The following is a 26,046-nucleotide window of genomic DNA, read 5'->3' as shown; positions in this document are numbered from 1 at the left end:
AGGGGGAGTTTAACCCGTTCAATAGTTTGCTCATTGACGTACCCGCGAGTGATCTTTAAAATTCTAAACAAGTATAAACACCTTCGCCTCCTCTTAAGACGGGAAGCATTCAAAACACCAACAAATGAAGGGAGCAACGCTATGGAGCCGCTGATGGACCCTTTTGGACGTTTACATGACTACATCCGCATTTCGGTTACCGACCGCTGCAACCTGCGTTGCATTTATTGTATGCCAGCGGAAGGGATGGAATTCCAGCCGCAGGACGAGATTCTGAGCTATGAGGAAATCACCGCAGTTGTGGAATCGCTAGCACCACTTGGATTACGCAAGGTACGGCTAACAGGTGGAGAACCTCTTGTACGTAAAGACCTGGAGAAGCTAGTAACTATGATATCCGCCATTCCGGGGATCGATGATATTTCACTGACTACGAACGGATTAATGCTTCCAGCTAAAGCAGCACTGCTAAAAGAAGCCGGGTTGTCACGGGTGAATATCAGTCTGGACTCTTTACGGCAAGATCGCTTCTCTATGATTACACGCGGCGGTGAGGTCTCCAAGGTACTAAAGGGGATCGAGGCAGCACAAGCTGCCGGGCTGGAGCCGATCAAGCTTAACGTTGTATTGATGAAAGGGATTAATGATGACGAGATCAAAGACTTCATCTCCCTTACGTTGAACAGTCCACTAAATGTACGTTTTATTGAATATATGCCCATCGGAAGTGCTACTGATTCTTGGCGCCAATCCTATCTGCCGCTGGAAACTGTAATAGAAGCTTGTACTTCAGCTGGTTGGGAAACCGAGGAAGCTGAGATGCCATCTGGTAATGGCCCTTCCCAGAATCGGCGGGTTATTGGAGCGCAAGGAACGTTCGGATTAATCCATCCCGTAAGCGATCACTTTTGCGATAACTGCAATCGACTAAGACTAACAGCAGATGGCCATATCAAAGCTTGTCTGTATTGGGAAGATGAGTACAATGTCCGCCCCCTAATAAGCGATCCCGCAGCAGTGCAGGCCTTATTCCGCAAAGCTCTGGGTAACAAGCCACATAACCACGAAATGGCATTAGCCTTGGAGAAAAAAGCACAAAGCCACACGCCGACGGCTCGGCGTATGTCTCAAATTGGAGGCTAGTCCGTCTCATTAAAAATGCCGCTTTCCCCAAGCCATCTGGGAAAAGCGGCGTTTCATTTAGAGATTAAAGGATAGCCTTCACCATCCACTATTATAGATATAGAGCCTCGAGCAGCTTGTAAAGCGTCGTTGCTGCCTCCGCTCTTGTAGCATTGTTCTCAGGTCTGAATGTGTTATCCTCGAATCCACCCAAAATACCCGCTTCAACACCCGCTTTTACAGATGCCTGTGCCCATTGTGGAATGGAGGTAAGATCCGCGAAGTCCCCCTCTTTATCCGTTTGCTTATGGGCATTAGCCTTCAAAGCATTCGCGAGCATAACTGACATTTCGGCACGGGTAATCTTTTCTGAAGGCTCGAAGAACATTTTGCCGTTCACATCATATCCACGAAGGATTCCGGCATTTACCGCCGCAGCTACATCATCTGCAGCCCAAGCTGGAATTGCACTTTGATCCGCGAATTTCACTGTGCTACCTGTTGATTGCAAACCAAGCGCCCGTACAATCATAGAAGCGAACTGTGTCCGAGTAACATCCTCATTCGGACGGAAGGTATGATCCTCGTACCCTTTCATGACGCCCATACCGATAAGACGGTCTGTAAACGCCGTGGACCAATGTGTATTCAAATCAGTAATCGATGGGGCCTGATAATTAAACACAGCATATTTGGCAAGCTGATTTAAGCTTGCAGTTATAGTTCCACCTGTTTGACTCTGACCACCAACATAAATCCACTTTTTAAGCTGCTCATTGTAATAGTAGATAGCTGCTTTATGCCCCGATGAAATCTTGGTCACATCGTAATTGAGGGACAGTTCCACAGGCTTATTGAGCATGCCTGCCTTGTCACTAGTAAGCTCTACTGCTGCACTCACAGCCTGAAGAGCGCCCATTGCTGGCGTCTCATCAGCAGCAATAACCGAAAAGGCAATTTCGCTGTTACCAGACAACGCTCCAGCCGGAATCGTAAAGCTGCCCACATCTTTAAGTGTGCCCGTTCCTCCCTGCTGTGCTTTTACCTCCAATTCCACACGCGGAGTTGTAGAAGGCTGCTCTGTAGGAGATGGCGTCGCGGTAGGAGCTGGAGTTGCAACTGGTCCGTTGCCTCCTCCGTTATTATTCCCCCCTCCACTGCTAGTGCCCGCAGTTACAACTACTGTGCGTACAATCTCAGTAGCTGCATTGCCAGCCAAATCTGTCGCACTGTACTTCAGTGTATAGGTTCCTGGAGTCTGAACATCCACTGTTCCCGTCACCAGGATAGAGCCTGCAATCCCAATCTTGTCAGTAACGTCTGCGCCCGGGTCCTTGAAGTCATCCCCTTGGGTCAGACTAAGACGGCTATCCCCCTTCAGGGTAATCACAGGTGCTGTACGATCGATATTCACAGCAAGCGGCAATGTTGTCTTATTTTCTAAAGAATCCGTTGCCTTGAATTGCAGTTGATGTTGGCCTTCTTCCGAAATCTCAACCACTTTCCCACTTTCATAGGGCAGGAAATTCCCGTTTACATCAGTCGCTAATTGAATGGATACATCCGCACCAGGAATATATACGCTAGCATACACGCTTACCGAAACACTCTGATTCGTCCAGTCACCACTTAAATAAGCTTGTCCGTTCTCAGTCTTTAATGTGCTATGAAGCGCCAATGGGGTGATACTATCATCTCCGCTTAGCGTTACTTCAAAAGACTTCGTTTCCGTAGCCAATCCCCGCTGAATTGTAGCTGTTAAGGTCAGCTTCGTATCCTTCTTAGGTTGGTGGATGATTTTACCTTCATTCGTCATTAGAACCGGATTGGAGCTTTTCCACACAATACTCGTCCCGTGTTTGCCTTCGGTAGGCAACGTTAGATCAGAAGTTAATGCGCTTGTGTCTCCTAGATCTAATGCAGTCATAGTATCGTTAACTGCCTGCTGATCGCTGTACGACTCCACATCCACAAAAATCGGATTGGAATAAAACCACATATCACTATAATTACGGGCGTTGATTTCTTCGAAACGAGTCAGGTTATCGACGGTATTATTTTTTGGATCAATCTGCGGTTCACCGTTAACCGTTTCTCCCGCAACATCAGTTCCAAGGTTAGTCCCTCTTAACCGGAAATAACGATCCTTGTCCGCTGCCTCTACCTTATACTTAATAACATTGTAGCCTTCGGAATCTGTAGTCCAGTCCTCGCTTGTGAAGCGTTTCAAAACTTTTGTTGTATCGTTAGTCGCTTTGGTGTAATCAGGTGTACCTGGATCAACCTTGCCATGGACTTCACCGGAGATCAAATCTACATGATCTACCTTAACAGCGTCGCCATTATTATTTTGCTGTGGACTTTTGAAACGGATCGTAAGCTCTAGGTCGTCCCCTTGTTTTACGTCCAGTTCTCCACCCATTTCTTCCTCTTGTCCATCTCCAGACACGTTAAACTCTAATGCGTTGATGAGATCCCCAAAAACAGAGAATGATTTCCCTGACCGCATGCCATCTACGACAGCGTTAATATCGGAGCCATCCACCCAGGTATAGTTCTTGGAATACTCACCAGGCCAGTAACCGCTGGAAAATTGATCATTTTTTGTTTTGAAATGAAAATCTGAGTTAGCAAAATTCCAAAATCTGCGGCCCTCACCCAGCAGTGCGTCCCACATTCCTCCAAGCTGTGCAACCTTGACGTCTGTACCTCCGTAAGTCTCAGGCGTCTCTCCCCGGTCACTCGCCATCTGATTGCCCAGCATACCTTCAAAGCCGAAGACAAGATTCGGATTGATATTGTTAAAGTCACGGATATCCTCTATTTTAAGCTCCGAGCTTGTACCATTTTTTCTGGAGGGGTGATTGATCAGTACATAGCTATCTGGATAATGACTACTGAGCCATTTCATAGCTGTGCGAGTATCTTCTTTTGTAGAAAAAGCTCTGGTATCCGCCGCACTCCACTTAGCCACATCTGCCGGATCGAACATACTTACATCACGATTAGTAAATAAATATTCAAATTGATTAATAGCCTTCAAAGCTTCTGCGGACCCTGGATGATCTGTAACAATCCCAACTGCAGCATGATCGTATTGGGGCATATCCCACTCAAAGCCTGAAAAAATGATTTTTCCAGCATATTTGCCTTCTGCCTGTAACTTCTTAATTTTCTCATTCTGATAATCCACAATACCTTGTGACATCGGAATGGAGCCGCCAGGGAGATTCACCCCTTCGTCATCCCGGTCAGATACCCGAAGGTGATCAGCCAGTGCCATCCAGTCAAAACCATTTTGTTCAAATGCAGCATCGAGCACACTTTTCAATGACTCCTGAGCATCGTTCGATTCATACGTATGTGCATGGTATTCACCTGTCATCCATTTCCCTGAATGTTCAGAAGCAGTAGACGTGATATCAGGCGCTGATTCTCCTGAAGCACCATAAACTGTCTGTAATGAAAAGTTGGGTGCTAACAATAATACGGCAAGCGAACTAGTTAGAAAAACGCGAACTTTGCTCTTCTTCAAAATGATTAATCCTCCGATGTCTTTTGGATTTTCGTAGATTCTATATTTAGAATAGTAGAAAATTGTAAAGACATGTCGGATTTTGTTGCATGTTTATGTAAATATTCATATTTACATAAACAATGCCGATTTATTTCTTTGGCATTGGCAAACTCACTACAAAAGCCGTTCCTTCACCCGGTCGGCTGGCCACGGTTACTTTACCGTTATGCAGCTCAACGATCTTCTTAACCAGTGATAGGCCCAGGCCACTACCTCCCCCGCTCGCTGTTCTAGCTTTGTCTGCCTTATAGAAGCGATCAAAGATGCGAGGTAAGTCTTCTTCAGAGATACCAATTCCACTATCTTGAATCTCCACCTCTACCCGCTCATCTATCGTTCGAAGCTTGATATGAATACATCCATTCCGGGGAGTGAATTTAATACTGTTATGAAGAAGATTGGTCCAGACCTGGGTCATTAAATCTTTTACCGCAGTTACATTCACTTCCTCCAATTCAGCCTCTACCTCTATATTTTTCTCCAGCCACTGTGGCTCAGAAGCCAAAATTGTATCTCTAAGCTGCTTATCCAGACGATAAACCTGATTTTCAAACGGAAAATTGCCTGATTCAAGCGCGGACAGCTTCAATAAATTATCACTGAGTCCAGATACGCGGGTACTCTCAGCCACGATAATATTAAGGTAGTGCCTCCTACTCTCCACATTCAGAGTCTCATCCTGCAGCGCAAGAGCAAACCCCCGAATCGAGGTTAGTGGAGATTGAATTTCATGCGATACGTTGGAGATAAAATCCTGGCGCATGGTCTCCATCTGACTCAGCTCACTTGCCATTACATTGATACTCTCAACAATTTCTCCAAATTCACCGTATTCCCTATTATTATCCAATACTACATTAAAATCACCCTTAGCAATTCGTCCTAACCCTTCAATGATTGATCTATAAAAGACACGTTCCCAGCCACGAAATAGCTTGGAGACTACCAATGCCATCATGAACAAGATCACAATACCGACCATCACGCTGATTAATTGGACCAAATAATCCGAGGAGGGGCGCCCAGCCCTGCTATATATCCAGTTCATTAGGAAATAAGCTGCAGTCCAGCTAATCCCAACGCCACCGAAATAAACAAAGGACATCCCAATCCGCTTAATGATCTCCTTAAATCGATTCATGCCTCAGCCTCCAACCGGTAACCTAGACCACGGATCGTACGAATAACGAATCCATAGTCATCCTGATTGAACCGTTCACGCAAACGGTTGATATGCACATCGAGTGTCCGCTCATTCCCTTCAAAATCATAACCCCAAATTTCTTCGATCAGCCTGTCTCTTGTCAATGTTTGCCCCGGATAGCTGCCCAGCTTAAACAACAGCTCAAATTCCTTAAGCGGCAAGGTAATTTCCCCATACTCTGAAGAGACCTCGTAGGTTTTGCGATTCATACGCAATCGGCCTACGGTCACACTTTGCGCGGCAGAAATCTGATATCGTTTAAGCAGCGCCTTTACTCTCGCAATAAGTACAACCGGCTCAAATGGCTTGACCAAATAATCATCACTACCCAACTCAAAGCCTTTTACAATTTGTGAGGTTTCCCCTTTGGCTGTCAGCATTAAAATCGGGAAATCATAGTTCTGGCGCATCCGCCGGCATAGCTCCCAGCCGTCCATGTTGGGCATCATCACATCAATAATAGCTAAATCTATGTTATTACCTTCCAGAATCTGAAGAGCCTCCAGTCCATCGGAAGCTCCATAGATCTCATCCATTCCTTCAGCTCTCAGAAATACTTCTACCAATTCGCGGATGTGCGGATCGTCGTCCACTACTAGTATTTTTGTCATGTATCACTGGAGCCTCCTCTTCAATGTCCTGAACCTCGGGGTTATTCATCTGTAGCTGCTGGGTGGCAAATTCACGATACAGCTCATGGTTTTCCAGTAGTTCCTCATGACTTCCCATTCCGGTAATTTGACCTTTTTCCATAAAAATAATCTGCTCTGCATTTACAACAGTAGCCAAACGGTGCGCAATTACAATCGTAGTTCGACCCTTCATCAGATTGGACAGTGCCTTCTGCACCACGGCTTCTGATTGGCTATCCAAACTGGAAGTGGCTTCATCAAGCATAAGAATCTTCGGGTTCCGCAGCAGTGCTCTAGCAATAGCAATCCGTTGCCGCTGTCCACCAGACAGCTTCACACCTCTTTCGCCGACATCCGTATTATATCCTTCAGGAAGTGCATCAATAAAGCCATCTGCATAAGCCATTGCTGCTGCTGCGTGCATCTCCTCCCTGCTAACGTCACGATCCAATCCATAGGTTAAATTCTCAGCAATCGTACCGGCCAACAGTGGACTTTCCTGTGAGACATACCCTATAAGCTTCCGCCACGAACGCAATGAGAATGTAGACACTGGCTTGTCACCCAGCTTAATCAGACCTGACTGAGGCTCGTAAAAACGTTCTAGCAACGAGAACAACGTGGTCTTACCGCCCCCGCTCGGTCCGACAATAGCCGTCACCTGACCAGGAAGCATCTGGAAGCTCACATCATTCAATACCTTCTCACCATTTTTATAACCAAAGCTTAATCCCTCTACTGAGATCGGACCTTCTGTGCCATTTGCCTCTTCCTGTCCCTCATATACTTCCTCTTCTGCTGCCAAGGTCTCAATAATACGCTCTGAGGCACCCTTAGCTTTCTGAATCTGTGTGAAGAACGTAGTCAGTTGAGTAAGTGGCATAATAATCTGAATAAGATAAAGAATAAAGGCGACCAGTTCTCCAGCCGTCAAGACGCCGGAAGATACCTGCATCCCACCATAACCGATAATGACCACAAGAAGCATCATAAAAACAAAGGAGACGAGTGGACTGATCATCGCGCTAATCTTGCCTTCACGAATACCAAAGGAAAGCAGGTTCATAATTCCAGTCTTGCCTGCCTCGTACTCTTTTTTCTCTGCGCCTGAGGATTTGACCAGACGGATCTCAGATAAAACACCACTAAGTGTAGCAGTAAAAGAAGCTGTCTCATCTTGCATTCCCTTGGAAATTTTGTACATCTGCCGCCCAAGTGGTACTAGTATCAGCGCCGAAAGTGGAAGAACAGTGAATAGAACAAGTGTCATTTTCCAATTTAAAAATAGCAGAACTGAGATCGAACCTACAATGGAGATCACTCCGGTAAATAAGCTGGCTAGATGTTCAGAAATCAGCGTTTTGATGATCCCTGTATCATTCGTCATGCGGCTGACACTTTCTCCCGTTCGGTTGTCATTATAATAAGCCACAGGCAGAACTAGAAATTTACGCCACAGTCGGTCCCGCAGACCTGCAACCATCTTCTGACCTGCATAATTGAGCAGATAGATAGAGATCCCTCCCGCAATGGTCTGCGCAATAAACGCAGCTGCTATACCCGCAATCTGCAGCTTGCTCACGGAGGCCAGAGAGAAGCCATCCACCAAGTTCTTAGTGAACATCGGGATGACCAGACTGACCAATGTCGATATCATGCTTAACGCAATGGCTATAGCCAATAAGCCGTATGAAGGCTTGGTTTCTCTTAGTAGCGTTAAGAACGGCTTCAGCGCCATCTTTCGCTTGGATTCGGATTTCTTCATGACAATGACTCCCCTTTTCTAAATAGCTCTACAAGAAAAGCATAGTAATATCTTTCTCGCCTTACACCCATCCTATCTGCAGATTGTAAACTGAAGTTAAACGCGCCGATCAGACAATACTGCCTTATCATTTCCCATCCTGCGGGAATAGTCATAGGCCAAAATAACGCCCGTTACACTTAGCGTTTGTACCTTCTACGCACGCGTTCACGCATTTTTTGTCGCTTATCGTCTCAAACATAAATAAAACCCAAAATAATGTAAAAAAGTAAAAAAGGGTGTTTGTATCCCTTTTCAACACGTGTTACAGTGATAGAAGGGCCTACTATTGGCCACTCTACTCCATGCAAGATATTTAGTGAGAAAGGAGTGAACCATTTGCGAAAAGGCGTTATTCCATCTTCTATCACGTCTTTAAAATGGTTCAATTTTTTTGTATATGGAACCATGGTCCTCTTCACCAGCTTCTTTCAACTATACCTGCTGGATGTAGGGATGAACAAATTAGAGATTGGTGTCTTATTCTCTATGGGAGCGCTAGTATCCATATTTGCAAATCCATTTTGGGCGTTCTTAACAGACCGTTCTCAGAATATACGGCGTATCGTTTTGCTAATGTTATTCGGAACGCTAGTGTTCTCACAGTTTATGTTTCGAGCAAATACATATGAAACGATCTACAACGCCATTATTTTGTTCTATTTCTTCCAAGGACCACTATTTGCTCAAAGCAACACGATGATTCTCAGCTATATTGACGGAACTAATCAGCGCTTCCGTTCTTTCCGGCTTTGGGGTTCAATAGGGTGGGCAGTGATTGCGATTGTCGCCGGCTTTATCCTGGATTGGGCTGATGTATCCGTCTTGACCTATCTGCTTACAGCGTTACTAGGTGCATCAATCCTATCCGTTCTTGTATTGCCTAAAATTAACCATACCATTATGAGAGCTCCGATGCCGTATAAGGGCTTAAGTAAGTTGATTTTCAATCCTTTTTTCTTGTGCTTTTTATTGTTTGGTATTCTGGTATCCATTCCAAACACTATGAACACCACATTTATATCCTTGTATATTACGGATCTGGGCGGCTCTAAAAAAATGATTGGTCTTGCCGTATTCCTCTCCTCCATTTTGGAGGTAGGCGTATTTGTTCTCTGTGACCGGTTCCTGAAACGTAAAATTTCTGTTCTGCTCGGCTGGCTTGCATTGGTCAGTGGTTTGTTCGTTCTGCGTTGGTGGTTTATGGCTGATGCGACTACTGCCCTTCAAGTGGTGTTCATTCAAATTTTACACTGCATAACGTTCGGCGGCTTTTTCTATGTAGGTACCCAATTGACGATGCTCCTGATTCCACGGCCTTATCGCTCTTCCGGACAAGCGCTCTACACCCTAAGCTGGAGTGGGATATCCGGTTTCATTGGAGGTATTCTCGGAGGTTGGATGTATCAGTATCTGGGTGCACAAAGCATGTATCAGACGGGTGTATTCTTGACGCTTATTGGAACGCTTGGCTTTGGTTTCATGTGGCTCTTTGTTAGCCGTGGTGGGTATCGTCCCCCTTCAGAGGAAGATGAAGAGATCTTCGACATCGAAGCATTATAATTCAACAAAAAGCAGGCTCTAACGTACCTTTTTGGGACGTTTGAGCCTGCTTTTTGTTGTTACCTTGATTAATTTATCTGTTTAGCCTTGTTTAGGAGGCTGAAATGAACTCTTCAGTGAAACGATAAGATTGAATACGAGATGTCCAGGCGCCGAATATTTGCTATCCACATTAAAATAGCCATGACGGAAGAACTGGAATTTATCCTGAGCCACGCTATCCTTAAGCGCAGGTTCAACAAACCCTTGCAGGATTTCTATGGACTTAGGATTAAGCTGATCTAAGAAGCTAGGCTCCGATTTCTCTACCGAGGAATCCAAACCTTCAACCTCCACAGCCTCATCCGCTTCTTCAGCAGAAATCAGAGGCTCGTATAGACGGAATTCCGCAGGAACTGCTTGACTAGCTTCTACCCAGTGCAACGTACCTTTTACCTTGCGGCCTGTAAATCCACTTCCGCTCTTCGTTTCTGGATCATACGTACAATGCAGCTCCACTACCTCGCCATTCTCATCCTTAATAACATCATTACATTTGATGAAATAGGCATGCTTCAGACGTACTTCATTACCAGGGAACAACCGGAAATATTTGTTCGGCGGATTCTCCATAAAGTCATCACGCTCAACATAAATTTCACGCGAGAACGGAATTTGACGTACGCCCATTTCCTCATTCTCTGTATTATTCTCCGCTTCAAGCCATTCTGTTTGACCTTCTGGATAATTGGTGATAACAACCTTAAGCGGTCGTAACACAGCCATAGTACGCGGTACAGTTAGCTTAAGATCCTCACGGATAAAGTGCTCCAGCATTTGCAGGTCCACCAGACCCTGACTCTTAGAGATACCCGCTTCATACACGAATTTACGAATCGCTTCCGGCGTATATCCTCTACGGCGTAGACCAGAGATCGTAGGCATCCGTGGATCATCCCAACCATCCACATGTCCTTCGTCTACAAGCAGCTTCAGCTTACGCTTACTAGTCATCGTTTGAGCCAGATTCAGACGACCAAATTCATATTGATGAGGGACAGCTGGCATCTCACACTCCGCTACAACCCAATCGTAGAATGGACGTTGATCTTCAAATTCGAGCGAGCAAAGGGAGTGAGTAATCCCCTCAATAGCATCTTCTAACGGATGAGCGAAGGTATACATTGGGTAGATACACCATTTATCGCCTGTGTTATGGTGATGTGCATGTGTAATCCGATAAATTACAGGATCACGGAGGTTAATGTTCGGTGACGCCATGTCAATCTTGGCGCGAAGAACCTTCTCACCGTCCTTGAATTCGCCTGCACGCATACGCCGGAACAGATCCAAATTCTCTTCGATACTACGATCACGATGCGGACTGTTCTTTCCTGGTTCCGTCAGCGTTCCACGCAATTGACGAATTTCATCCGCACTGAGGTCATCGACATAGGCTTTGCCCTTTGTAATTAATAATTCGGCACGTTTGTACATTTCCTCAAAATAATCAGATGCAAAACGCAGCTCTTCCCATTCATAACCGAGCCACTTTACATCTTCCTGAATCGAGTTTACATATTCCGTATCCTCTTTAGCCGGATTCGTGTCGTCAAATCTTAGGTTAGTCTTGCCACCGAACTCGTCCGCCAGTGTAAAGTTAATCCAGATCGCCTTGGCATGTCCGATATGTAAATAACCGTTCGGCTCCGGCGGAAAGCGTGTGATAACTTCCTTTACTTTACCGGTACGGAGGTCTTCGGTAATAACATTCTTAATAAAATTGGAGGGGGTGCTACGGTTCTCCACAGCTATCAACCTTTCATTCTGTAGTGTTACACTACTTCTTGTATAAACATGTTTCCTACTAATATACCCGTTAACCGTAGATTGTTCAATAAAAGGGGGCACAAGGCACGGATCATTTTTTAGTGTCTTTAGACCTTTTGACTTCTGTCAGGGCGATAGAGTAGCATGATAATCATAAGAAATAATCCATAATCATACATAAGGCCTTGTGCCAAAAAGGAGGCAACCGCTTGTTTAATTATGTCATCGATGAAGAGCTGATGTTAAAGCCGCTACTGCCAGAGCACGCTCGGCACATGTTCGCGTTAGTAGAGCACTCACGGGAACGACTACGACAATGGCTCCCTTGGGTGGATGCCGTTACGGAACAGGCCCACACTCTAAATTTCATCAAAAATGCGGTTAAACAAAGCACTGACAATGGTGCTTTTACCGCTGGACTATGGGTTCGCGGTGAGCTCGCCGGTGTTATTGGGTATCACCAGATTGACTGGCATAACCGATCTGTTGGGATCGGCTACTGGCTGGGTGAAGGATATGAAGGTAAAGGGTATATGACCAGTGCCTGTCGGGTGCTAGTAGACTATGCACTACTGGAAATGGAGCTGCAGCGTGTAGAAATTCGCTGCGCGACCGGAAATGTTTCCAGCCGGGCGATCCCGGAACGGCTTGGTTTTGTCCTTGAGGGTGTGATTAGACAGTCAGAGAAACTGCCTGACGGCTACGTCAACCATGCCGTATACGGTTTATTGCGTAGTGAATGGCAGCTGCTCGGCTAAGTTAGGCTAAGCAAGCAGCACATATAAGCTCATAAATAGAAATAAGCCTGGAAGGCACACGCCTCCAGGCTTATTTTGGTTTGTAGATAGTGTTTAACTCTCCGGCAGACCCAGCTGTTTTCGAAACTTGTTCCGCACTACGGCGGAGAGAGTTCCTAGCTCCGCAAGAGCTGCCAGTGCAGCTTCCTCTTGCAACCCCACTTGCATTAAATGTAGTACATGTGCCACGGACGCATCGCCAGCTCCACTTTCTTTTTTGACAATCGCATCTCCGGTTGAGATCTTTCCTTCACGAAGCACACGCAAGTAAAATCCGCTATATCTAGTGTCCAGCACTTGAGCCGGGAGATCTGCCGGGCCATGCTTTTGTGAGATTTTGAAGCAAGGATAACGTGGCTGGCTGACCTGCAGCACAGTGGTACCTATTTCGTACACATCGCCAATGCACACATCTGTCTCTAATAAGCCGGTAGTTGTTATATTTTCCCCGAAGGCAGAGTATTCCAGTTTCTTCCCAAGCTGCTGCTCCCAGTAGGGATAATGCTCGATGGGGTAGGCACAAACTGCCTTGTCAGGTCCTCCGTGATGTTTAAGGTCTGCTTGCCCGTCTCCATCAAATCCGCTCATATGTAGCTGAACTGATCCTTCTACAGGCATTTTATAAATCCCAGTCTCCAAAGGTTTCCCCCGATAATCCACTGTTACCGGCCGCCCCACATTAAGCGAGATGATCTCCATATCCTTCTCCTCCTGTCAGCATGCAGCACATAAAGATTTCATCCACATATCGACCGCCAAGATAAAACTCCTCCCGCAGACGTCCCTCTTCCACAAACCCGCATTTACGATAAAAAGAAAGCGCTGATTCATTACAGGATAATACGCGTAGACGCAGCTTGCGAATGGCGTTATCTGCGGCATGTTCCTTAATAGCCTCTATGAGCTGCCGGCCAATACCTAAACGTTGATAATCCGGATGAACAGCAATATTGACCTCGCACACATGCCTGTTACTCTCCATTCGACTAGGGCAGCCAAACCCAACATATCCGCATAGCTTGTCATCCTTTAGTGCTACTAGCTGCGAACCCGGGGGAGCATTCAGTAGATAATCCTCTTGGGAACGCCACATTAATGGCCCCGGGCTAGTGTTCTCCGTCCAGATCATATGATCCAGATGAATCAGTTCCCGCACGTCTTTAATCTCTGAGAACCTTATTATAAACCTATCCTTGTTGCTAAGTTTCATAAAGATGTACACCCCTTGCCTTGCACCTCTATAGAATTCACAGTAGATCATTTGAATCCACTATGCTCAACTCTCAACTATCCCATTGACCGCTCCAATGAATTTCCTCGGCGGTTGATATACGCATGAACGATAAAGAATCCTACGGACAGCAGTGCCATCGCACATGCCAACCATGCGGTAGGCGCTAAGCCTCCACTATCGTATAACCTACCCATTAAGTATGGTCCAATCACCCTACCGACTGCCCCCATGCCTCCACTTAGCCCTAAATAAAAAGGAGCACTGCGACCTGCATGATCCGAAATAAAGGAAGGCATGGCCGGAGATATCAGCATTTCCCCAAGCGTAGCGAGTACCATCCCAAGCACTAGACCTGAATAAGTCGGCATCCATAAAAGAACAGCATACCCAACCAAATAAAATAGAGCACTTACTGTCATTTGCGCCGTTGAGGTAGATGCGAACCAGCGTTTAATTACTGTTACGAGCGGTTGAGCCGCAAAAATGAGAATTCCGTTAAGCGTCCAGAGAAAACCATAAGTCTTCTTAGGCCAGCCCTCAGAAATAATGAACGGAGATACCCCTGTATTCCAGATAGAGTTCCCTAATAGTAGGAACATCGAGGCAATACCCATATAAAGATAGATTCGTGTATGCCCCATTAGCTTCCAGGTAGATTGTTTGTCAGGACCAGCCTTCTGGTGTTCTGCGACCTCCTGTGGAGAATCTCCTCCGACTTTCTTGAGATATACAAAAAAGAATACCGCAAATACCGCTGAAGTTACGCCGTTCATCACAAAGCTGAGCATATAAGAAATATCGGCCAAAAAACCACTTAACGCCGTTCCCAGTGCTACACCAATATTATTAGCGACATAAATAACATTAAACAGCTCTCCGCGCTGCTTCGTAAAACGAAAGCCGATAAATGCCTGAATCGCAGGTAAGGACAGTGAATTAAAGAGCCCTACCAGTCCCATCGCGACCATAAATAACGTCCAGTTGTTACTTGCTGCCGGCAAAGTGAACAGAGCAAGTGCATTCATGCCCAGCGCTCCAACAATCAGCCGGTTAACGCCTACCTTATGATAGAGTGAGCCCCCGAGTAGTTGACCCACAATTCCTCCAACTGATTGAATAAGAATCACTAATCCGGCATCCGACATGCTGCGTCCAAGCTCATCAAAAACATACATTGTAACCAATGGCCACATCAGTGCACTACCCGTTGCATTAATAAGACTAGCAATTAAAAATATCTTAACTTCTTTAGGATAATTCTGTAAAAACTTCATAAGTAGTGTACATCCCCTGTAATATATGTGTCATTATTCCATCCAGTATTATCCCAAAACAGGGTTCAGGGCAAGCAGACGCATTGACGTGCTATCGTGATAAAGTCTCAGTATACTTCACCTCTTATTTAGGACTAACTTCTAACGTAGCTGAGAAAAAAGTAGCACCTTTCACGTCCGCAGTCCTCCCTATTTCTACTATCTATTTATATTTTATAGTTGCCGCTGTCTTCCGTAAAGTAGACTAAACCATAATGAAGTGTTTCGTTATTACAAAGTCGGGGTAATAGAGCCTAGAAACACTCCCCCTTTTAAAATTCGCTGTGCATCCGAATTCGTTCCCCCGAGCTCGGATACATCACGGCGGATTTTATTTGTCTATACAGCAAAAAGCACCCCTCGACTATTCTAAGGAGTGCTCTATAAGATAGGTTTAGGCGTGTTTTTTTACACCGCTGCCAGACATGCTGTCTACGGACTGAATAGATGCAGGCTCTTTGCGCAGGTAAGCCATCCAATAAGCTGCCGCAACAAAGATCGCACCGCCCGTCAAGTTTCCTAGCCATACCGGAACAAAATTGTTGAAGTACTCTCCCCATGAAAAATAACCTTCAAAAATAGCTGCCGGAATTAAGAACATGTTGGCTACAACGTGCTGGAAGCCGATAGCTACAAAAGCCATCGTTGGGAACCAGATACCGAGGATTTTGCCACTGAAGTTATCTGCTCCATAGGAGAGCCATACCGCCAAAGCTACGAGCCAGTTACAACCGATACCGGAAACAAATGCCGGCAAGAAGTCTGCCTCAAGCTTATGTCCTGCCATCTCCACTAATTTTTCTAAATACACACCGTCAGAGGTTAAACCAACCACGTGACCGAAAAAGTAAGCTACAAACAAAGCTCCCGCTAGATTGCTCAGGGTAATCAATACGAGATTCTTAATAACTTCCCAGAAGGATATCTTCTTCGCCATAAAGGCGAGTGGCACAGCCATCATATTGCCTGTCAGCAATTCTCCCCCTGCAAGCAGTACTAGAATCAATCCTACAGGGAAGACAGCTGCCCCAATAAAGTTAGCGATGGATCCCCATTCATGTGGTGCGCCAGCAATGACGCGAATATCCAGTAAAAATCCGAGCGCGATAAACGCTCCTCCCAGAAAGCCCAGAATTAGTACGGTGCTTAAAGGATTGTGCGCCTTTTTTATGCCGTTCTCGACCGTGACTGCGGCAATCTGCTGCGGTTTATTATAAGCCATGATTCCTATCCCCTTCATCTATTTACTTAAAATTTGTTCCTTTACGACCATTGTAGCGTGTCATAAAACACATTAACGTGATAATTATCACTTAACGAAAAACTAAGTGAAACTTTTCACTGACATGTCAAATTTAACGAAGCGCATCCATAATTACATTTGTAAGAACAGGCTCCATATTATTTTAAAGGTAAATAGTACCATCATCAATCACAAAAAACCGGAGCCATATATGGCTCCGGTTTACCCAACTTTATTGTTCACAGGCAATTAAATTATACGGTTACTGCCTCTTTGCTTGGTACTGATGCCGGTAGCGATTCGAGGCCTACTGTATTCAGGAAGTTCCAAGGCTTGTTGTAATGAGGTTGGAAGAAGAAATCGATAAAGGCAAGCTGATCGATTGTCATTTTATTTTGAATACATACAGATACTGTGTTGATCGATTGCGTCAAATCCGTTTTGGACAAGATTTGCGCTCCGAGAATGCGGCGTGTGGCGCGATCAAATACCACTTTTAATTGCACCTGCTCGAAGGTTGGCATAAATTCTGGACGGTAATTGTCAATAATCATGGTAGTTTCTACGTCCATTCCTTCAGCCTTAGCCCCTTCTTCAGTAAGACCGGTAGCAGCGATATTATCTTCATAAATCTTAATGCCCGAAGTCCCTTGAGTACCCATATAAGGAATCGTCTCTTTCACTAAGTTACGTGCGACCAAAGTGCCCATCCGTACGGCATTGGTTGCCAGTGGAATATAAGCGTGCTTACCTGTAGGGTTGTAATGAATCGCGCAGCTGTCACCAGCGGCATACACATCTGGGCAACTAGTCTGCATATAATCATTGACCAGAATTGCGCCATTTGGCAGCATATCCACTTGACCTTTTAACAGCTCAGTATTCGGACGGAAGCCGATGCAGAGAATTACAAGATCCGCCTCATGCTCCCCTTCGCTTGTGATAACCTTGGTAACTTTACCACCTTCACCAGCAAAAGAACTTACCTTCTCATTCAGCGCTAATTTAATACCATGATCCTTAAAGGATTGTTCGATCGGCGCAGTAAACTCTGGGTCCAAATATTTATTCAAAATACGATCTTCACCATCAATCAGCGTAACTTGCTTTCCGTTCATTTGGAAGGCTTCCACCAACTCAACGCCGATATATCCAGCGCCTACGACTGTGATTTTATTCGCTTGTTTAGCTTTTTCTATAATGGTATTGGAATGATCATAGTTCTTGCAAAGCAAGACGCCTTCCAGCTCAATCCCTTCGAGCTTCGGTACAATCGGCCATGATCCCGTAGTCATAATCAGCTTATCGTAGGTATCGTCAAACTCCTGTCCGGTTACCAAATTGCGAACACGCAATGTTTTGGACTTCGTATCCACAACGGTCACTTCATGACGCATGTTGGTCTTTACACCAAGCTCAGCAAGCTTCTCAGGGGAAGAATAGAACAGCCCGTGCGGGTCCTTGACCACTCCACCTACGTATAAAGCAATTCCACAAGATAAGAAAGAAATATTATCATTACGCTCATACACCGTAATCTCGGCTTCCGGGTGAAGCTTGGCAGTATTTACAATTGCGGCAGTTCCGGCATGGGTACATCCAATGACAGCTACTTTCATTATTTTCTTCCTCCTTCAAATGGACAACCTGGTTATATATTCGAATTGCTTGACTGACCAAATTAGATATCTGATCACCGATAAGTTAATTGTGATTTATTTCACTTTATAAACTGATTATATTGTGATATTTATCACATTACAAGTCTTTTCGCCTATATTCTCAGATTGTTCACAATTTTAAGCATTTTCCGTCACTGCTGCCGATTGCGACCTCGTTAGCTTTGCCCTGGGCGTAAGACATTATGTTCTGCCCCCTCAGGATATACTTTCTTATAACGCGCAAAAAAAGGCTTCCCCCTAAACCAACAGGGAAAAGCCTGATCATAAACTGAATCTACACCAAACCGTGAATCACGCCATCCTCATCCATCCATAGTGCCTCAGCAGCTGGCTTAGCCGGTAGACCTGGCATCGTAACGATATTGCCCGTAATCACTACAGCAAACCCTGCACCGAGCGAAAGGGTAATATCACGGATACCTACCGTGAAACCTTCTGGAGCGCCAAGCAATCTAGGCTGATCTGAGAAGGAATAAGGGGTCTTCGCCATACATACTTGAAGATCATTTAACCCAAGACGCTCAATCACCGCTAGGCTGCGTTTGGCCGCAGGGGAAAAGTTAACCTCCGCACCACGGTAAATTTCGCGAACAATCTTGGTGATTTTGGAAGAGATGTCGAGTTCATTCTCATACAAAGGAGCAAAACGTTCAGTGTCGCTATGATCCAGAAGTTTCTTTAATTCCGAAGCCAACTCTTGTCCGCCCGCACTACCTTCTGCCCATACCTTGGATATTGCCGCAGGAACGTTCAATCGGCGACAAGCCTCCACAACGTCATTAATCTCTTCTGGGCTATCGCCTTCAAAATGATTAATGGCAACAAGAACAGGCACCCCAAATTTGCCGAGATTCTCTACATGACGCTCCAAATTAGACAATCCAGAGCGCAGCGCCAACCGGTTCTCCGTTTGGAGCTCATTCTTAGGTACACCACCGTTATATTTCAAGGATTTCACCGTCACGACAAGCACTGCCGCTGAAGGGGTTAGACCCGCTTGCCGGCATTTGATATCCATGAATTTCTCTGCACCAAGATCCGCTCCGAAGCCTGCTTCCGTAACCACAACATCTCCCAGCTTGAGTGCATAACGAGTACCAATAACACTACTGCAGCCATGTGCGATATTCGCAAATGGACCACCGTGTACAATAACAGGAGTGCCCTCCAAGGTCTGCACCAGATTAGGCTTAACTGCTTCCTTCAGCAGCGCTGTCATCGCTTCAACTGCCCCTATTTGCTCGGCCGTTACAGGCTGTCCCTCTTGGTCATACCCAATCAAAATACGGTTCAGACGCTTTTTGAGATCATTCAGATTATCGCATAGGCATAATACAGCCATAATCTCAGAAGCTGTTGTAATCTGAAATCCACTTTCCCGCACGGCTCCATTTCCATCTCCGAGCCCTGTCACTATATTCCGCAGACTGCGATCATTCATATCCATCACGCGTTTCCAAACGATACGCTGCGGATCAAGACCCAGCTCATTACCTTGGAAGATATGATTGTCAATCATCGCAGACAATAAATTATGTGCAGAAGTCACCGCATGAATATCACCCGTAAAGTGCAAATTAATCTCATCTGCCGGAATGATCTGTGACTTGCCGCCGCCCGTGGCACCGCCTTTCATGCCTAAGCATGGTCCGAGGGATGGTTCGCGCAAGGCAGCCACGGTCTTTACTCCTGCTGCGTTCAGTGCCTGTGCCAGCCCAATGGTTGTTAAGGTCTTCCCTTCGCCAGCAGGGGTTGGATTCACCGCAGTGACCAATACCAGCTTGCCATCTGGTTTGTTCTTCATGTCTTCCCATAAGGACGGTGAAAGTTTACTTTTATATTTGCCGTATAGTTCCAGATGCTCTTCGCCAATTCCCGCTTGTGCTGCTACCTCTGTAATTAACTTCATGCTTGTATTGAACCCTCCTGCCGTTATTATCCTGCTGTATTCCACGCTTTATGCATATTTTGCATGGGCATTACATTCTCTTCAAAGAATACATGGTCTCTGTAAAGCGTCAAGTATAATTTATCACAACAAAATTTAAGGCGCCTATTCTATATTCCTATGTATAAAAAGAAAATCCCGTCGAGGCTCGGCCAAAGACCGAGGTCGAAAGGATACTTGTAAAATAACAATTCATCAGTCCCTAGAATGATCTACAGTAAGGACTCAATCTGTTCTGACATCGTTTCTGGCGATTCCTTTGGCTCCACACGAGCTACTACATTACCGCCACGATCAATAAGAAACTTCGTGAAATTCCAGCTGATATCACTGCTGTCGCCAGTACCCGGCTGCTGCTCTTTTAAATAATTGAAAAGAGGGCTGGCATCCGGTCCATTCACATCCACTTTGGCAAACACAGGAAATGTAACGCCATAATTAATCTGACAGAATTCTTCTGCCTCTTCACTTGTACCCGGCTCCTGACCCGCAAATTGGTTGCAGGGGAATCCTAATACTACAAGTCCCTGATCCCCATACTGCTCGTATAGCTTCTGGAGATCCCCATACTGCGGTGTAAGTCCGCATTTACTAGCCGTATTGGCAATCAGCACTACCTTACCTTCATACTCTGTAAATGACACTTCTTTACCCGAAGGCGTAACGCCGGAAAAATTGTAGATCGACATCCTAATTCCCCTTCCTTCCATGTACTTAGACTACACTACGTATCTTACCCGAATTGTAACAGAATGCAACTTATCGACACTTTCTGTAAACACTAAGATAAAAAAAAGCAGCCCTATGTATTTCTTAGGACTGCTCTCTATCACTCTGTTATTTGGATACGGGTACGACATCATAATATTCTTCCAGCGTAATCCCTTTATCCGCAATATAAGTAGCTATATCCTTGCCCACATAACGGATATGCCAAGGCTCATACTTATATCCTGTAATGTCCTGCTTTCCTTCTGGAAAGCGGATGATATAACCATATTCGGTTGCATGCTGCGCTAGCCACTCCGCTTCCTTCGTTCCACCAAAACAGCTCTCCGCAGCACATTTCCCGTCACTTCCTGAGACATCGATAGCAAGCCCTGTCTGATGCTCGCTATAGCCAGGCACGGCACTGTAAGTACGAGCCAGTTCTTCTCCGTCTTTCTCAACATAACGATTGAACAGCCTTGTTTGGGTTTCCTTAGAACGGTAGGCCGAAACGCCAGCCAAGTAAATCCCGTCTTCCTCTGCGCCTGCGAACAGTTTCTCTAATGCTTCGGCAGCTTCCTTACGCATCATACGCTTCTCGATTTTCTCTTTAAATGTAAACCGCACTTCCGGGTAGACTAGATCCGTTGGCTTATAGTTGTCCGGCAGTCCATACTCCTTATTCACCATCACAGCTATGCTGTCAGGCTCTTTAAAAGAATCATCAGTGCTATTTCCCTTGCCGTTACTATCCGGTTCGGACGGATCAGAGGGATCCGTTGTATTAGACGGGTTAGCTACCACTGGGTCTGTTATGCCCTCTTCGGTGCTGTTTCCATCTTCACCAGGCTCAGCTTGAAGATCATCCTGCACATTTATATTGGAACCGCTACTATCTGAAGCAGAAGGAGAAGGCGTCGTATATTTCCCAATCCCCCACCCAACAGCAATAACGACAATTAACAAGATTATTATTTTCAATTTTTTAGACATCTGCAAGATCTTCCTCCTCGAAGTCGAAACACTCTATTTATCTATTAGACAAGCTTTCCTTCAAAAATGTTACACTAAGATCCTTTTTTAGACAAATATCGCTCGGATAATTGTGCCTACAAAATAAAGTTACCATAGGGAGTTAGCTTGTCCGCTAACTTCCCTATGGTAACAAGTTTTAGTTATGAAATTCCACTCACATTATCTGGATGTGCCTCTGCCGCCACTTTTAAAGCCGCCGGAGCTACCACGTCCACCCCGTGAGGAACCCGTATTTCCGCTGTTGCGGCCGCCTTTACCAGCGCCACCCTTGGCACCGCTATAGCCGCCTTTGCTACCTTTACCACCTTTGCCGCCGCCTCTAGACGGGCCCGTACCGTAGCCGCTGCCTAAGCCGCCTCGTGGTGTGCCACCAACGTAAGCGCCGCCGTCTGCACCTCTGGCTACGTTCTCGCTGTAGCCAGTGCTTGGGCCGCCCTTCCGGTTCGCACCGCGCGAACCGGCACTGCTAGGCGCTGCTGCGTTGCCGCTAGCTGGCGCATCGCCTCTGGAGGCGAAGGCGCCATAGCCGCCGCCTACTCGTACTACGCCGGCAGCCTTGCCGCCGCCCTTAGGTGCGGCAGCGTCAAAGCCGCTGCCGCCGCGCTTGCCAGCCGCCGCATCGGAACGACCACCGCGGCGACCTTCTGCAGGCGCACCCCAGCCGCCTGCTTCCTTACCGCGGCCGCGGCCACCTTGCCGCGCTCCGCCTTCGCCGCGCGGAGCACCGCCGCGGCCAGAGCCGCCGGTCTTCGGTCCGCGGCCCGTGCGCGCTGCCTCAGCGCCGCCGCTTTGACGACCGCCGTGGCGTCCGCCGCCTTGTACTGCAACGAATTCGCCAACGCCGAATTCATCTTTGTCGTAACGGCGGCGATCCAGGCGCTGCGAAATGCCGTGCTCAATCAAGTCTAGTCCATCTTGCTCACGTGGAGAAGTGAACGTAATTGCAAGCCCTTTACCTCCGGCACGGCCTGTCCGGCCGATCCGGTGAATATAGCTATCCACATCAAGTGGCATATCGTAGTTAAAGATATGAGTGATACCTTCGACATCCAGCCCCCGAGCCGCTACATCTGTGGCTACAAGAAGCTGCAGCTTCGCATCACGGAATCTCTTCATTACACCTTCACGTTTACCTTGAGACAAATCACCGTGCAGCTCATCACAATCATAACCTGCTGCTTGGAGTGCTTCGTTCAGCTTGGACACCCGACGTTTGGTCCGGCAGAAAATAATAGCCAAGTAAGGACGATCCCGTTCAATCAATGTTTTGAGTGCCTCTTCTTTATTACGATCCGAGACTTCCACGACTTGCTGTTTGATATTATCCAGCGGAATCGGAGAACCACTCTTAATAATGATATCCAGAGGCTCTTTCATGTAATTAGCTGCGAGACGTTTAATCGGATCTGGCATCGTCGCAGAGAACAACATCGTTTGACGGCGATAAGGAACAGCCGTAATAATGGTCTCTACATCCTCCAAGAATCCCATATGCAGCATTTGATCCGCTTCGTCCAGAACGAGCATCTTAACGCCACTAAGATCGAGCGTCTCGCGGCGCATATGATCTAGCAGTCTGCCCGGTGTACCGATAATAAGATGTCTGCCACCTTCCAGCTTACGCAGTTGCTTCTCAACATCCTGACCACCATAAACGGCCAAGATTTTAATATCCGTATGACGCGCCAGCTTACGTGCCTCTTCTGTAATCTGCAAAGCCAACTCACGTGTTGGGGCCATAATCAGCGCCTGCGGATAAGCTCGCTCCGTGTGGATCTTGTCCATAATTGGCAGCAAGAAAGCTAATGTCTTCCCTGTACCTGTCTTCGCTCTTGCAATTACGTCCAGACCCTGCACCAATGGCGGTATTGCTTCCTGTTGCACTGGTGTAGGCTTAACGATGCCTTGACCTTGAAGCAATGTACACAGTAATTCTGAAACACCTAATTCTTTAAATCCCGGCAAATTCTCCACCTCACTATTTTCTCAGATAAATTTGATTACATCTCTTACTTAACTTCCGTCTTCCAAAGCCCTATTCAGGCAGCCCTTACCCGACTGTCCTTTTGGGGGCGTATGCTACAGATTCAGCTATATTCAAACAAAAGCGGAAGAACCCCGTCACCGGCATTCTTCCGTCCCATGTATCCCTTGACCCGTTAAAAGAGTGCGGTCAAAGTTCGGTTTCTGGGCAGCAGCGATCCACCGGACGTTTAGACGGCACTCCATTTGCGTTCCATTCCACTTTATACAATAGAAGTAAAGTTAAGCTTAGAAAGTTATCTTTTATATTGTACTTGATAGAACGGCATTTGTGTGAACCTGCAGAATAATAATTATTCTATCCTGCAGGTTAGAACCTTCCCGATTTAAAAATCGCATAGATCAACCATAGGAACATCAGAAGCGCTATTACGCCGCCAATCTCCACTGTAGGAAAATTCCATAACACTGAAGGCTGACCGCGCATCGCAGTGCCTATAATGAGTCCAACCATGATGATACTGAACGCAAGCATCACAATACTAAATGCTAAGCGGTTCCCAACCCGGTCCAGCTTTCGCTCCAGATGCTCGAGCTCAGGTGCCGCAATCTCTACCTTTAGCTTTCCCTTAGTAATTAGCGCAGATAACTGCCTTGCCTGCCCAGGAAGCTCTAAAAGACTCTCCGTTAAATCGGCTACGCCTCCAAGGAACTTGCGCTGCAATCGGGGACCACTAAATCGCTGCTTCACAAGTTCACGTCCAAAAGGCTCTGCCATCTCTAAAATGCTAATCGTTGGATCCAAATTGCTAATAACACCCTCAAGCGTCAGCATCGTCTTACCAAGCATCGTTAGATCCGGGGGAAGAACTAATCGATGCTTCCGAGCAATGCCAAACAGATCATTTAGCGCTTTGCCTATGCTCATCTTACTGAACGGAACATCATAATACTCTTCGCGAAGTCGATCCATATCATTATGCAACGCTGCTCGATCAGCATCCTCAGGGATGACGCCGAGACGCAAAATTGCCCGGACCATCGCATCCGTATTCTTACGCATTAGTGCGATGACAAGCGCAGACAGCTGCTCTTTCATCTCTTCGTTCAGCCGCCCCATCATGCCAAAATCAATCAAAGCCAGCTTCCCATCAGCCATTCGTATAACATTCCCTGGATGCGGATCCGCATGAAAAAAGCCATGAATGAAGATTTGCCTTAGCATCATTTCCACGAGCTGCTGAGCGATAACCTTAAGTTTAACTCCGTTACTCAATAACTCATCGCGACGACTCAGCGTAATCCCTACCACATATTCCATCGTCAGCACCCGTTCTGACGTATAGTCCCAATGAATATCCGGTATGTATACTCCGTCATAATCCATCTGTTGAGCAATTTTCTCTGCATTGCGTCCTTCTTGGCCGTAATCCAGCTCGCCAAGCAGAGATTTCGAGAATTCCTCTACCATACGGGACAACTGATATTGCCTCGCCCAGCCTAGCTGCTTCTCAGCAAGGGCGCTTAGATCTTTGAGAATTTCCAAATCCCTACTCATCGTTCGCAGTATACCAGGGCGCTGAACTTTAACAGCCACGACCTGCCCACTGTGAAGAACAGCTCTATGCACTTGACCGATCGACGCAGCCGCAAGGGGAGTATCCTCAAAAGAATTAAAGATCTCATCCATCCGTTGATCGAGTTCATGCTCCACAATCGTGCGCACGCGCTCCACAGGGAACGGGGGCACATTATCCTGTAGTTTTACCAATTCTTGAATAATAGAATCAGGCAGCAGATCCGAACGGGTACTGGCGAGTTGTCCAAGCTTAATAAAGGTTGGGCCCAAATCCTCCAATACGAGACGAATCCGCTCCCCGAGTGTAAGACTTGTATGAGCTTCTTGCGTTACAAGACGGCGTGGAAGGGATAATAAATGATAGAGCCCCAGCTCCTCCACCATATAGCCAAAACCATGGTGCATAAGCGCCATGGCAATGGACCGGTATCGTCCGGCATGTCTGATACGTACTGCCATTTAGTCCGTACGCGTTTCCGCCGATGTTCCTTCTAGATGGGAAATGCCCTCCAGCTCGGCCAATCGACGCTCCAATACAGCAATTCGGCCTTCCAGCTCGTCAATATCACTTTGTACAGGAACCTTCATTTCCTTCAACACGCGTTGTACTTGTTCTTGTACAACAGACTTGAGCATACCTCGCTCTTCCTCACCGCGTTCAATCAGACGGTCAACAAGGGCCTTAGACTCCGAAGGAGCAAGCTCCCCACGCTTCACTAGTTCCTCAACAACCTTTTCTACTTTTTCCTTACTAACAATGGTGAGGCCCACTCCTAAAGAGATCGCTTTTTTAAACAAATCACTCATAGTACT

Annotated in this window: 19 protein-coding genes; 3 read left to right on the top strand and 16 right to left on the bottom strand. The window is 46.3% G+C overall.

Annotated features, from left to right (window positions below):
- Positions 1–141: 141 nt before the first annotated feature.
- The gene (moaA, locus tag ACQKMP_RS17100) at positions 142–1,143 is read left to right on the top strand and encodes a GTP 3',8-cyclase MoaA (RefSeq protein ID WP_427470105.1); all 1,002 of its coding nucleotides are present in this window, start codon (positions 142–144) and stop codon (positions 1,141–1,143) included.
- Between the two features lie 91 nt (positions 1,144–1,234).
- Here moaA and ACQKMP_RS17095 read toward each other — a convergent pair whose 3' ends face one another.
- The 4 genes from ACQKMP_RS17095 to ACQKMP_RS17080 all read right to left on the bottom strand — a co-directional run bounded on the left by ACQKMP_RS17095 (position 1,235) and on the right by ACQKMP_RS17080 (position 8,300).
- The gene (locus ACQKMP_RS17095) at positions 1,235–4,657 is read right to left on the bottom strand and encodes an S-layer homology domain-containing protein (protein WP_427470103.1); all 3,423 of its coding nucleotides are present in this window, start codon (positions 4,655–4,657) and stop codon (positions 1,235–1,237) included.
- Positions 4,658–4,787: 130 nt separating this feature from the next.
- Entirely contained in the window at positions 4,788–5,840 is a 1,053-nt protein-coding gene (locus tag ACQKMP_RS17090; protein WP_339799212.1) for a HAMP domain-containing sensor histidine kinase, read from the bottom strand.
- Positions 5,837–6,514: a response regulator transcription factor gene (locus tag ACQKMP_RS17085; RefSeq protein ID WP_042192517.1), complete on the bottom strand. Its 678-nt coding sequence runs from the start codon at positions 6,512–6,514 to the stop codon at positions 5,837–5,839. The genes ACQKMP_RS17090 and ACQKMP_RS17085 overlap by 4 nt, the downstream gene beginning before the upstream one ends.
- Positions 6,444–8,300, bottom strand: coding sequence for an ABC transporter ATP-binding protein (locus tag ACQKMP_RS17080; RefSeq protein WP_379424739.1), 1,857 nt, complete (start codon positions 8,298–8,300; stop codon positions 6,444–6,446). Before ACQKMP_RS17080 ends, ACQKMP_RS17085 begins: the two co-directional genes overlap by 71 nt.
- 369 nt (positions 8,301–8,669) lie before the next feature.
- Between ACQKMP_RS17080 and ACQKMP_RS17075 the strand changes: the two genes are divergently transcribed.
- Entirely contained in the window at positions 8,670–9,902 is a 1,233-nt protein-coding gene (locus ACQKMP_RS17075) for an MFS transporter (protein ID WP_427470100.1), read from the top strand.
- Positions 9,903–9,983: 81 nt separating this feature from the next.
- Here the strand turns inward: ACQKMP_RS17075 and ACQKMP_RS17070 are convergent, their stop codons facing one another.
- The gene (locus ACQKMP_RS17070; RefSeq protein ID WP_427470098.1) at positions 9,984–11,690 is read right to left on the bottom strand and encodes a glutamine--tRNA ligase/YqeY domain fusion protein; all 1,707 of its coding nucleotides are present in this window, start codon (positions 11,688–11,690) and stop codon (positions 9,984–9,986) included.
- Positions 11,691–11,920: 230 nt separating this feature from the next.
- Between ACQKMP_RS17070 and ACQKMP_RS17065 the strand changes: the two genes are divergently transcribed.
- Positions 11,921–12,469 carry a GNAT family N-acetyltransferase gene (locus ACQKMP_RS17065; protein ID WP_042192525.1) on the top strand — a complete coding sequence of 183 codons (549 nt, stop codon included), beginning with the start codon at positions 11,921–11,923 and terminating at the stop codon, positions 12,467–12,469.
- Positions 12,470–12,562: 93 nt separating this feature from the next.
- Here the strand turns inward: ACQKMP_RS17065 and ACQKMP_RS17060 are convergent, their stop codons facing one another.
- The 11 genes from ACQKMP_RS17060 to ACQKMP_RS17010 all read right to left on the bottom strand — a co-directional run bounded on the left by ACQKMP_RS17060 (position 12,563) and on the right by ACQKMP_RS17010 (position 26,040).
- A complete protein-coding gene (locus tag ACQKMP_RS17060; protein WP_427470096.1) occupies positions 12,563–13,207 on the bottom strand; it encodes an MOSC domain-containing protein in 645 nt (214 codons plus the stop codon).
- Positions 13,188–13,718, bottom strand: a complete 531-nt coding sequence (locus ACQKMP_RS17055) for a GNAT family N-acetyltransferase (protein ID WP_341126640.1) — start codon at positions 13,716–13,718, stop codon at positions 13,188–13,190. Before ACQKMP_RS17055 ends, ACQKMP_RS17060 begins: the two co-directional genes overlap by 20 nt.
- 77 nt (positions 13,719–13,795) lie before the next feature.
- A complete protein-coding gene (locus tag ACQKMP_RS17050) occupies positions 13,796–15,016 on the bottom strand; it encodes an MFS transporter (protein WP_427470093.1) in 1,221 nt (406 codons plus the stop codon).
- 433 nt (positions 15,017–15,449) lie between these two features.
- Positions 15,450–16,277, bottom strand: a complete 828-nt coding sequence (locus tag ACQKMP_RS17045) for a formate/nitrite transporter family protein (protein ID WP_042131410.1) — start codon at positions 16,275–16,277, stop codon at positions 15,450–15,452.
- A gap of 275 nt (positions 16,278–16,552) precedes the next feature.
- Complete coding sequence (locus tag ACQKMP_RS17040; protein WP_076297929.1) at positions 16,553–17,917, bottom strand: FAD-dependent oxidoreductase; 1,365 nt, start codon at positions 17,915–17,917, stop codon at positions 16,553–16,555.
- Positions 17,918–18,254: 337 nt separating this feature from the next.
- Positions 18,255–19,889 (bottom strand): formate--tetrahydrofolate ligase, encoded by a 1,635-nt coding sequence (locus tag ACQKMP_RS17035; RefSeq protein WP_427470091.1) that lies wholly within the window; start codon positions 19,887–19,889, stop codon positions 18,255–18,257.
- A 251-nt stretch (positions 19,890–20,140) separates the two neighbouring features.
- On the bottom strand, positions 20,141–20,617 hold the full coding sequence (locus ACQKMP_RS17030; RefSeq protein WP_339243824.1) for a glutathione peroxidase: 477 nt from the start codon (positions 20,615–20,617) through the stop codon (positions 20,141–20,143).
- 148 nt (positions 20,618–20,765) lie between these two features.
- Positions 20,766–21,629 carry a M15 family metallopeptidase gene (locus ACQKMP_RS17025; protein WP_042192542.1) on the bottom strand — a complete coding sequence of 288 codons (864 nt, stop codon included), beginning with the start codon at positions 21,627–21,629 and terminating at the stop codon, positions 20,766–20,768.
- Positions 21,630–21,830: 201 nt separating this feature from the next.
- On the bottom strand, positions 21,831–23,636 hold the full coding sequence (locus tag ACQKMP_RS17020; protein ID WP_076297932.1) for a DEAD/DEAH box helicase: 1,806 nt from the start codon (positions 23,634–23,636) through the stop codon (positions 21,831–21,833).
- 388 nt (positions 23,637–24,024) lie between these two features.
- The gene (locus ACQKMP_RS17015; RefSeq protein ID WP_042192546.1) at positions 24,025–25,692 is read right to left on the bottom strand and encodes an ABC1 kinase family protein; all 1,668 of its coding nucleotides are present in this window, start codon (positions 25,690–25,692) and stop codon (positions 24,025–24,027) included.
- A complete protein-coding gene (locus ACQKMP_RS17010; protein WP_042131416.1) occupies positions 25,693–26,040 on the bottom strand; it encodes a phasin family protein in 348 nt (115 codons plus the stop codon).
- Positions 26,041–26,046 lie beyond the last annotated feature (6 nt).

It is taken from the genome of Paenibacillus sp. NPDC101420 (assembly GCF_050277435.1).
Lineage (GTDB): Bacteria > Bacillota > Bacilli > Paenibacillales > Paenibacillaceae > Paenibacillus_AQ.
The sequence above is the reverse complement of the archived record's forward strand: the minus strand, read 5'-3'. Positions and strand labels throughout refer to the sequence as shown.

Coding starts and splice junctions, on each gene's coding strand:
- moaA (WP_427470105.1), top strand. CDS start 142: ATGGAGCCGCTGATGGACCCTTTTGGACGTTTACATGACTACATCCGC.
- ACQKMP_RS17090 (WP_339799212.1), bottom strand. CDS start 5,840: ATGAATCGATTTAAGGAGATCATTAAGCGGATTGGGATGTCCTTTGTT.
- ACQKMP_RS17085 (WP_042192517.1), bottom strand. CDS start 6,514: ATGACAAAAATACTAGTAGTGGACGACGATCCGCACATCCGCGAATTG.
- ACQKMP_RS17080 (WP_379424739.1), bottom strand. CDS start 8,300: ATGAAGAAATCCGAATCCAAGCGAAAGATGGCGCTGAAGCCGTTCTTA.
- ACQKMP_RS17060 (WP_427470096.1), bottom strand. CDS start 13,207: ATGGAGATCATCTCGCTTAATGTGGGGCGGCCGGTAACAGTGGATTAT.
- ACQKMP_RS17055 (WP_341126640.1), bottom strand. CDS start 13,718: ATGAAACTTAGCAACAAGGATAGGTTTATAATAAGGTTCTCAGAGATT.
- ACQKMP_RS17050 (WP_427470093.1), bottom strand. CDS start 15,016: ATGAAGTTTTTACAGAATTATCCTAAAGAAGTTAAGATATTTTTAATT.
- ACQKMP_RS17045 (WP_042131410.1), bottom strand. CDS start 16,277: ATGGCTTATAATAAACCGCAGCAGATTGCCGCAGTCACGGTCGAGAAC.
- ACQKMP_RS17040 (WP_076297929.1), bottom strand. CDS start 17,917: ATGAAAGTAGCTGTCATTGGATGTACCCATGCCGGAACTGCCGCAATT.
- ACQKMP_RS17035 (WP_427470091.1), bottom strand. CDS start 19,889: ATGAAGTTAATTACAGAGGTAGCAGCACAAGCGGGAATTGGCGAAGAG.
- ACQKMP_RS17030 (WP_339243824.1), bottom strand. CDS start 20,617: ATGTCGATCTACAATTTTTCCGGCGTTACGCCTTCGGGTAAAGAAGTG.
- ACQKMP_RS17025 (WP_042192542.1), bottom strand. CDS start 21,629: ATGTCTAAAAAATTGAAAATAATAATCTTGTTAATTGTCGTTATTGCT.
- ACQKMP_RS17015 (WP_042192546.1), bottom strand. CDS start 25,692: ATGGCAGTACGTATCAGACATGCCGGACGATACCGGTCCATTGCCATG.
- ACQKMP_RS17010 (WP_042131416.1), bottom strand. CDS start 26,040: ATGAGTGATTTGTTTAAAAAAGCGATCTCTTTAGGAGTGGGCCTCACC.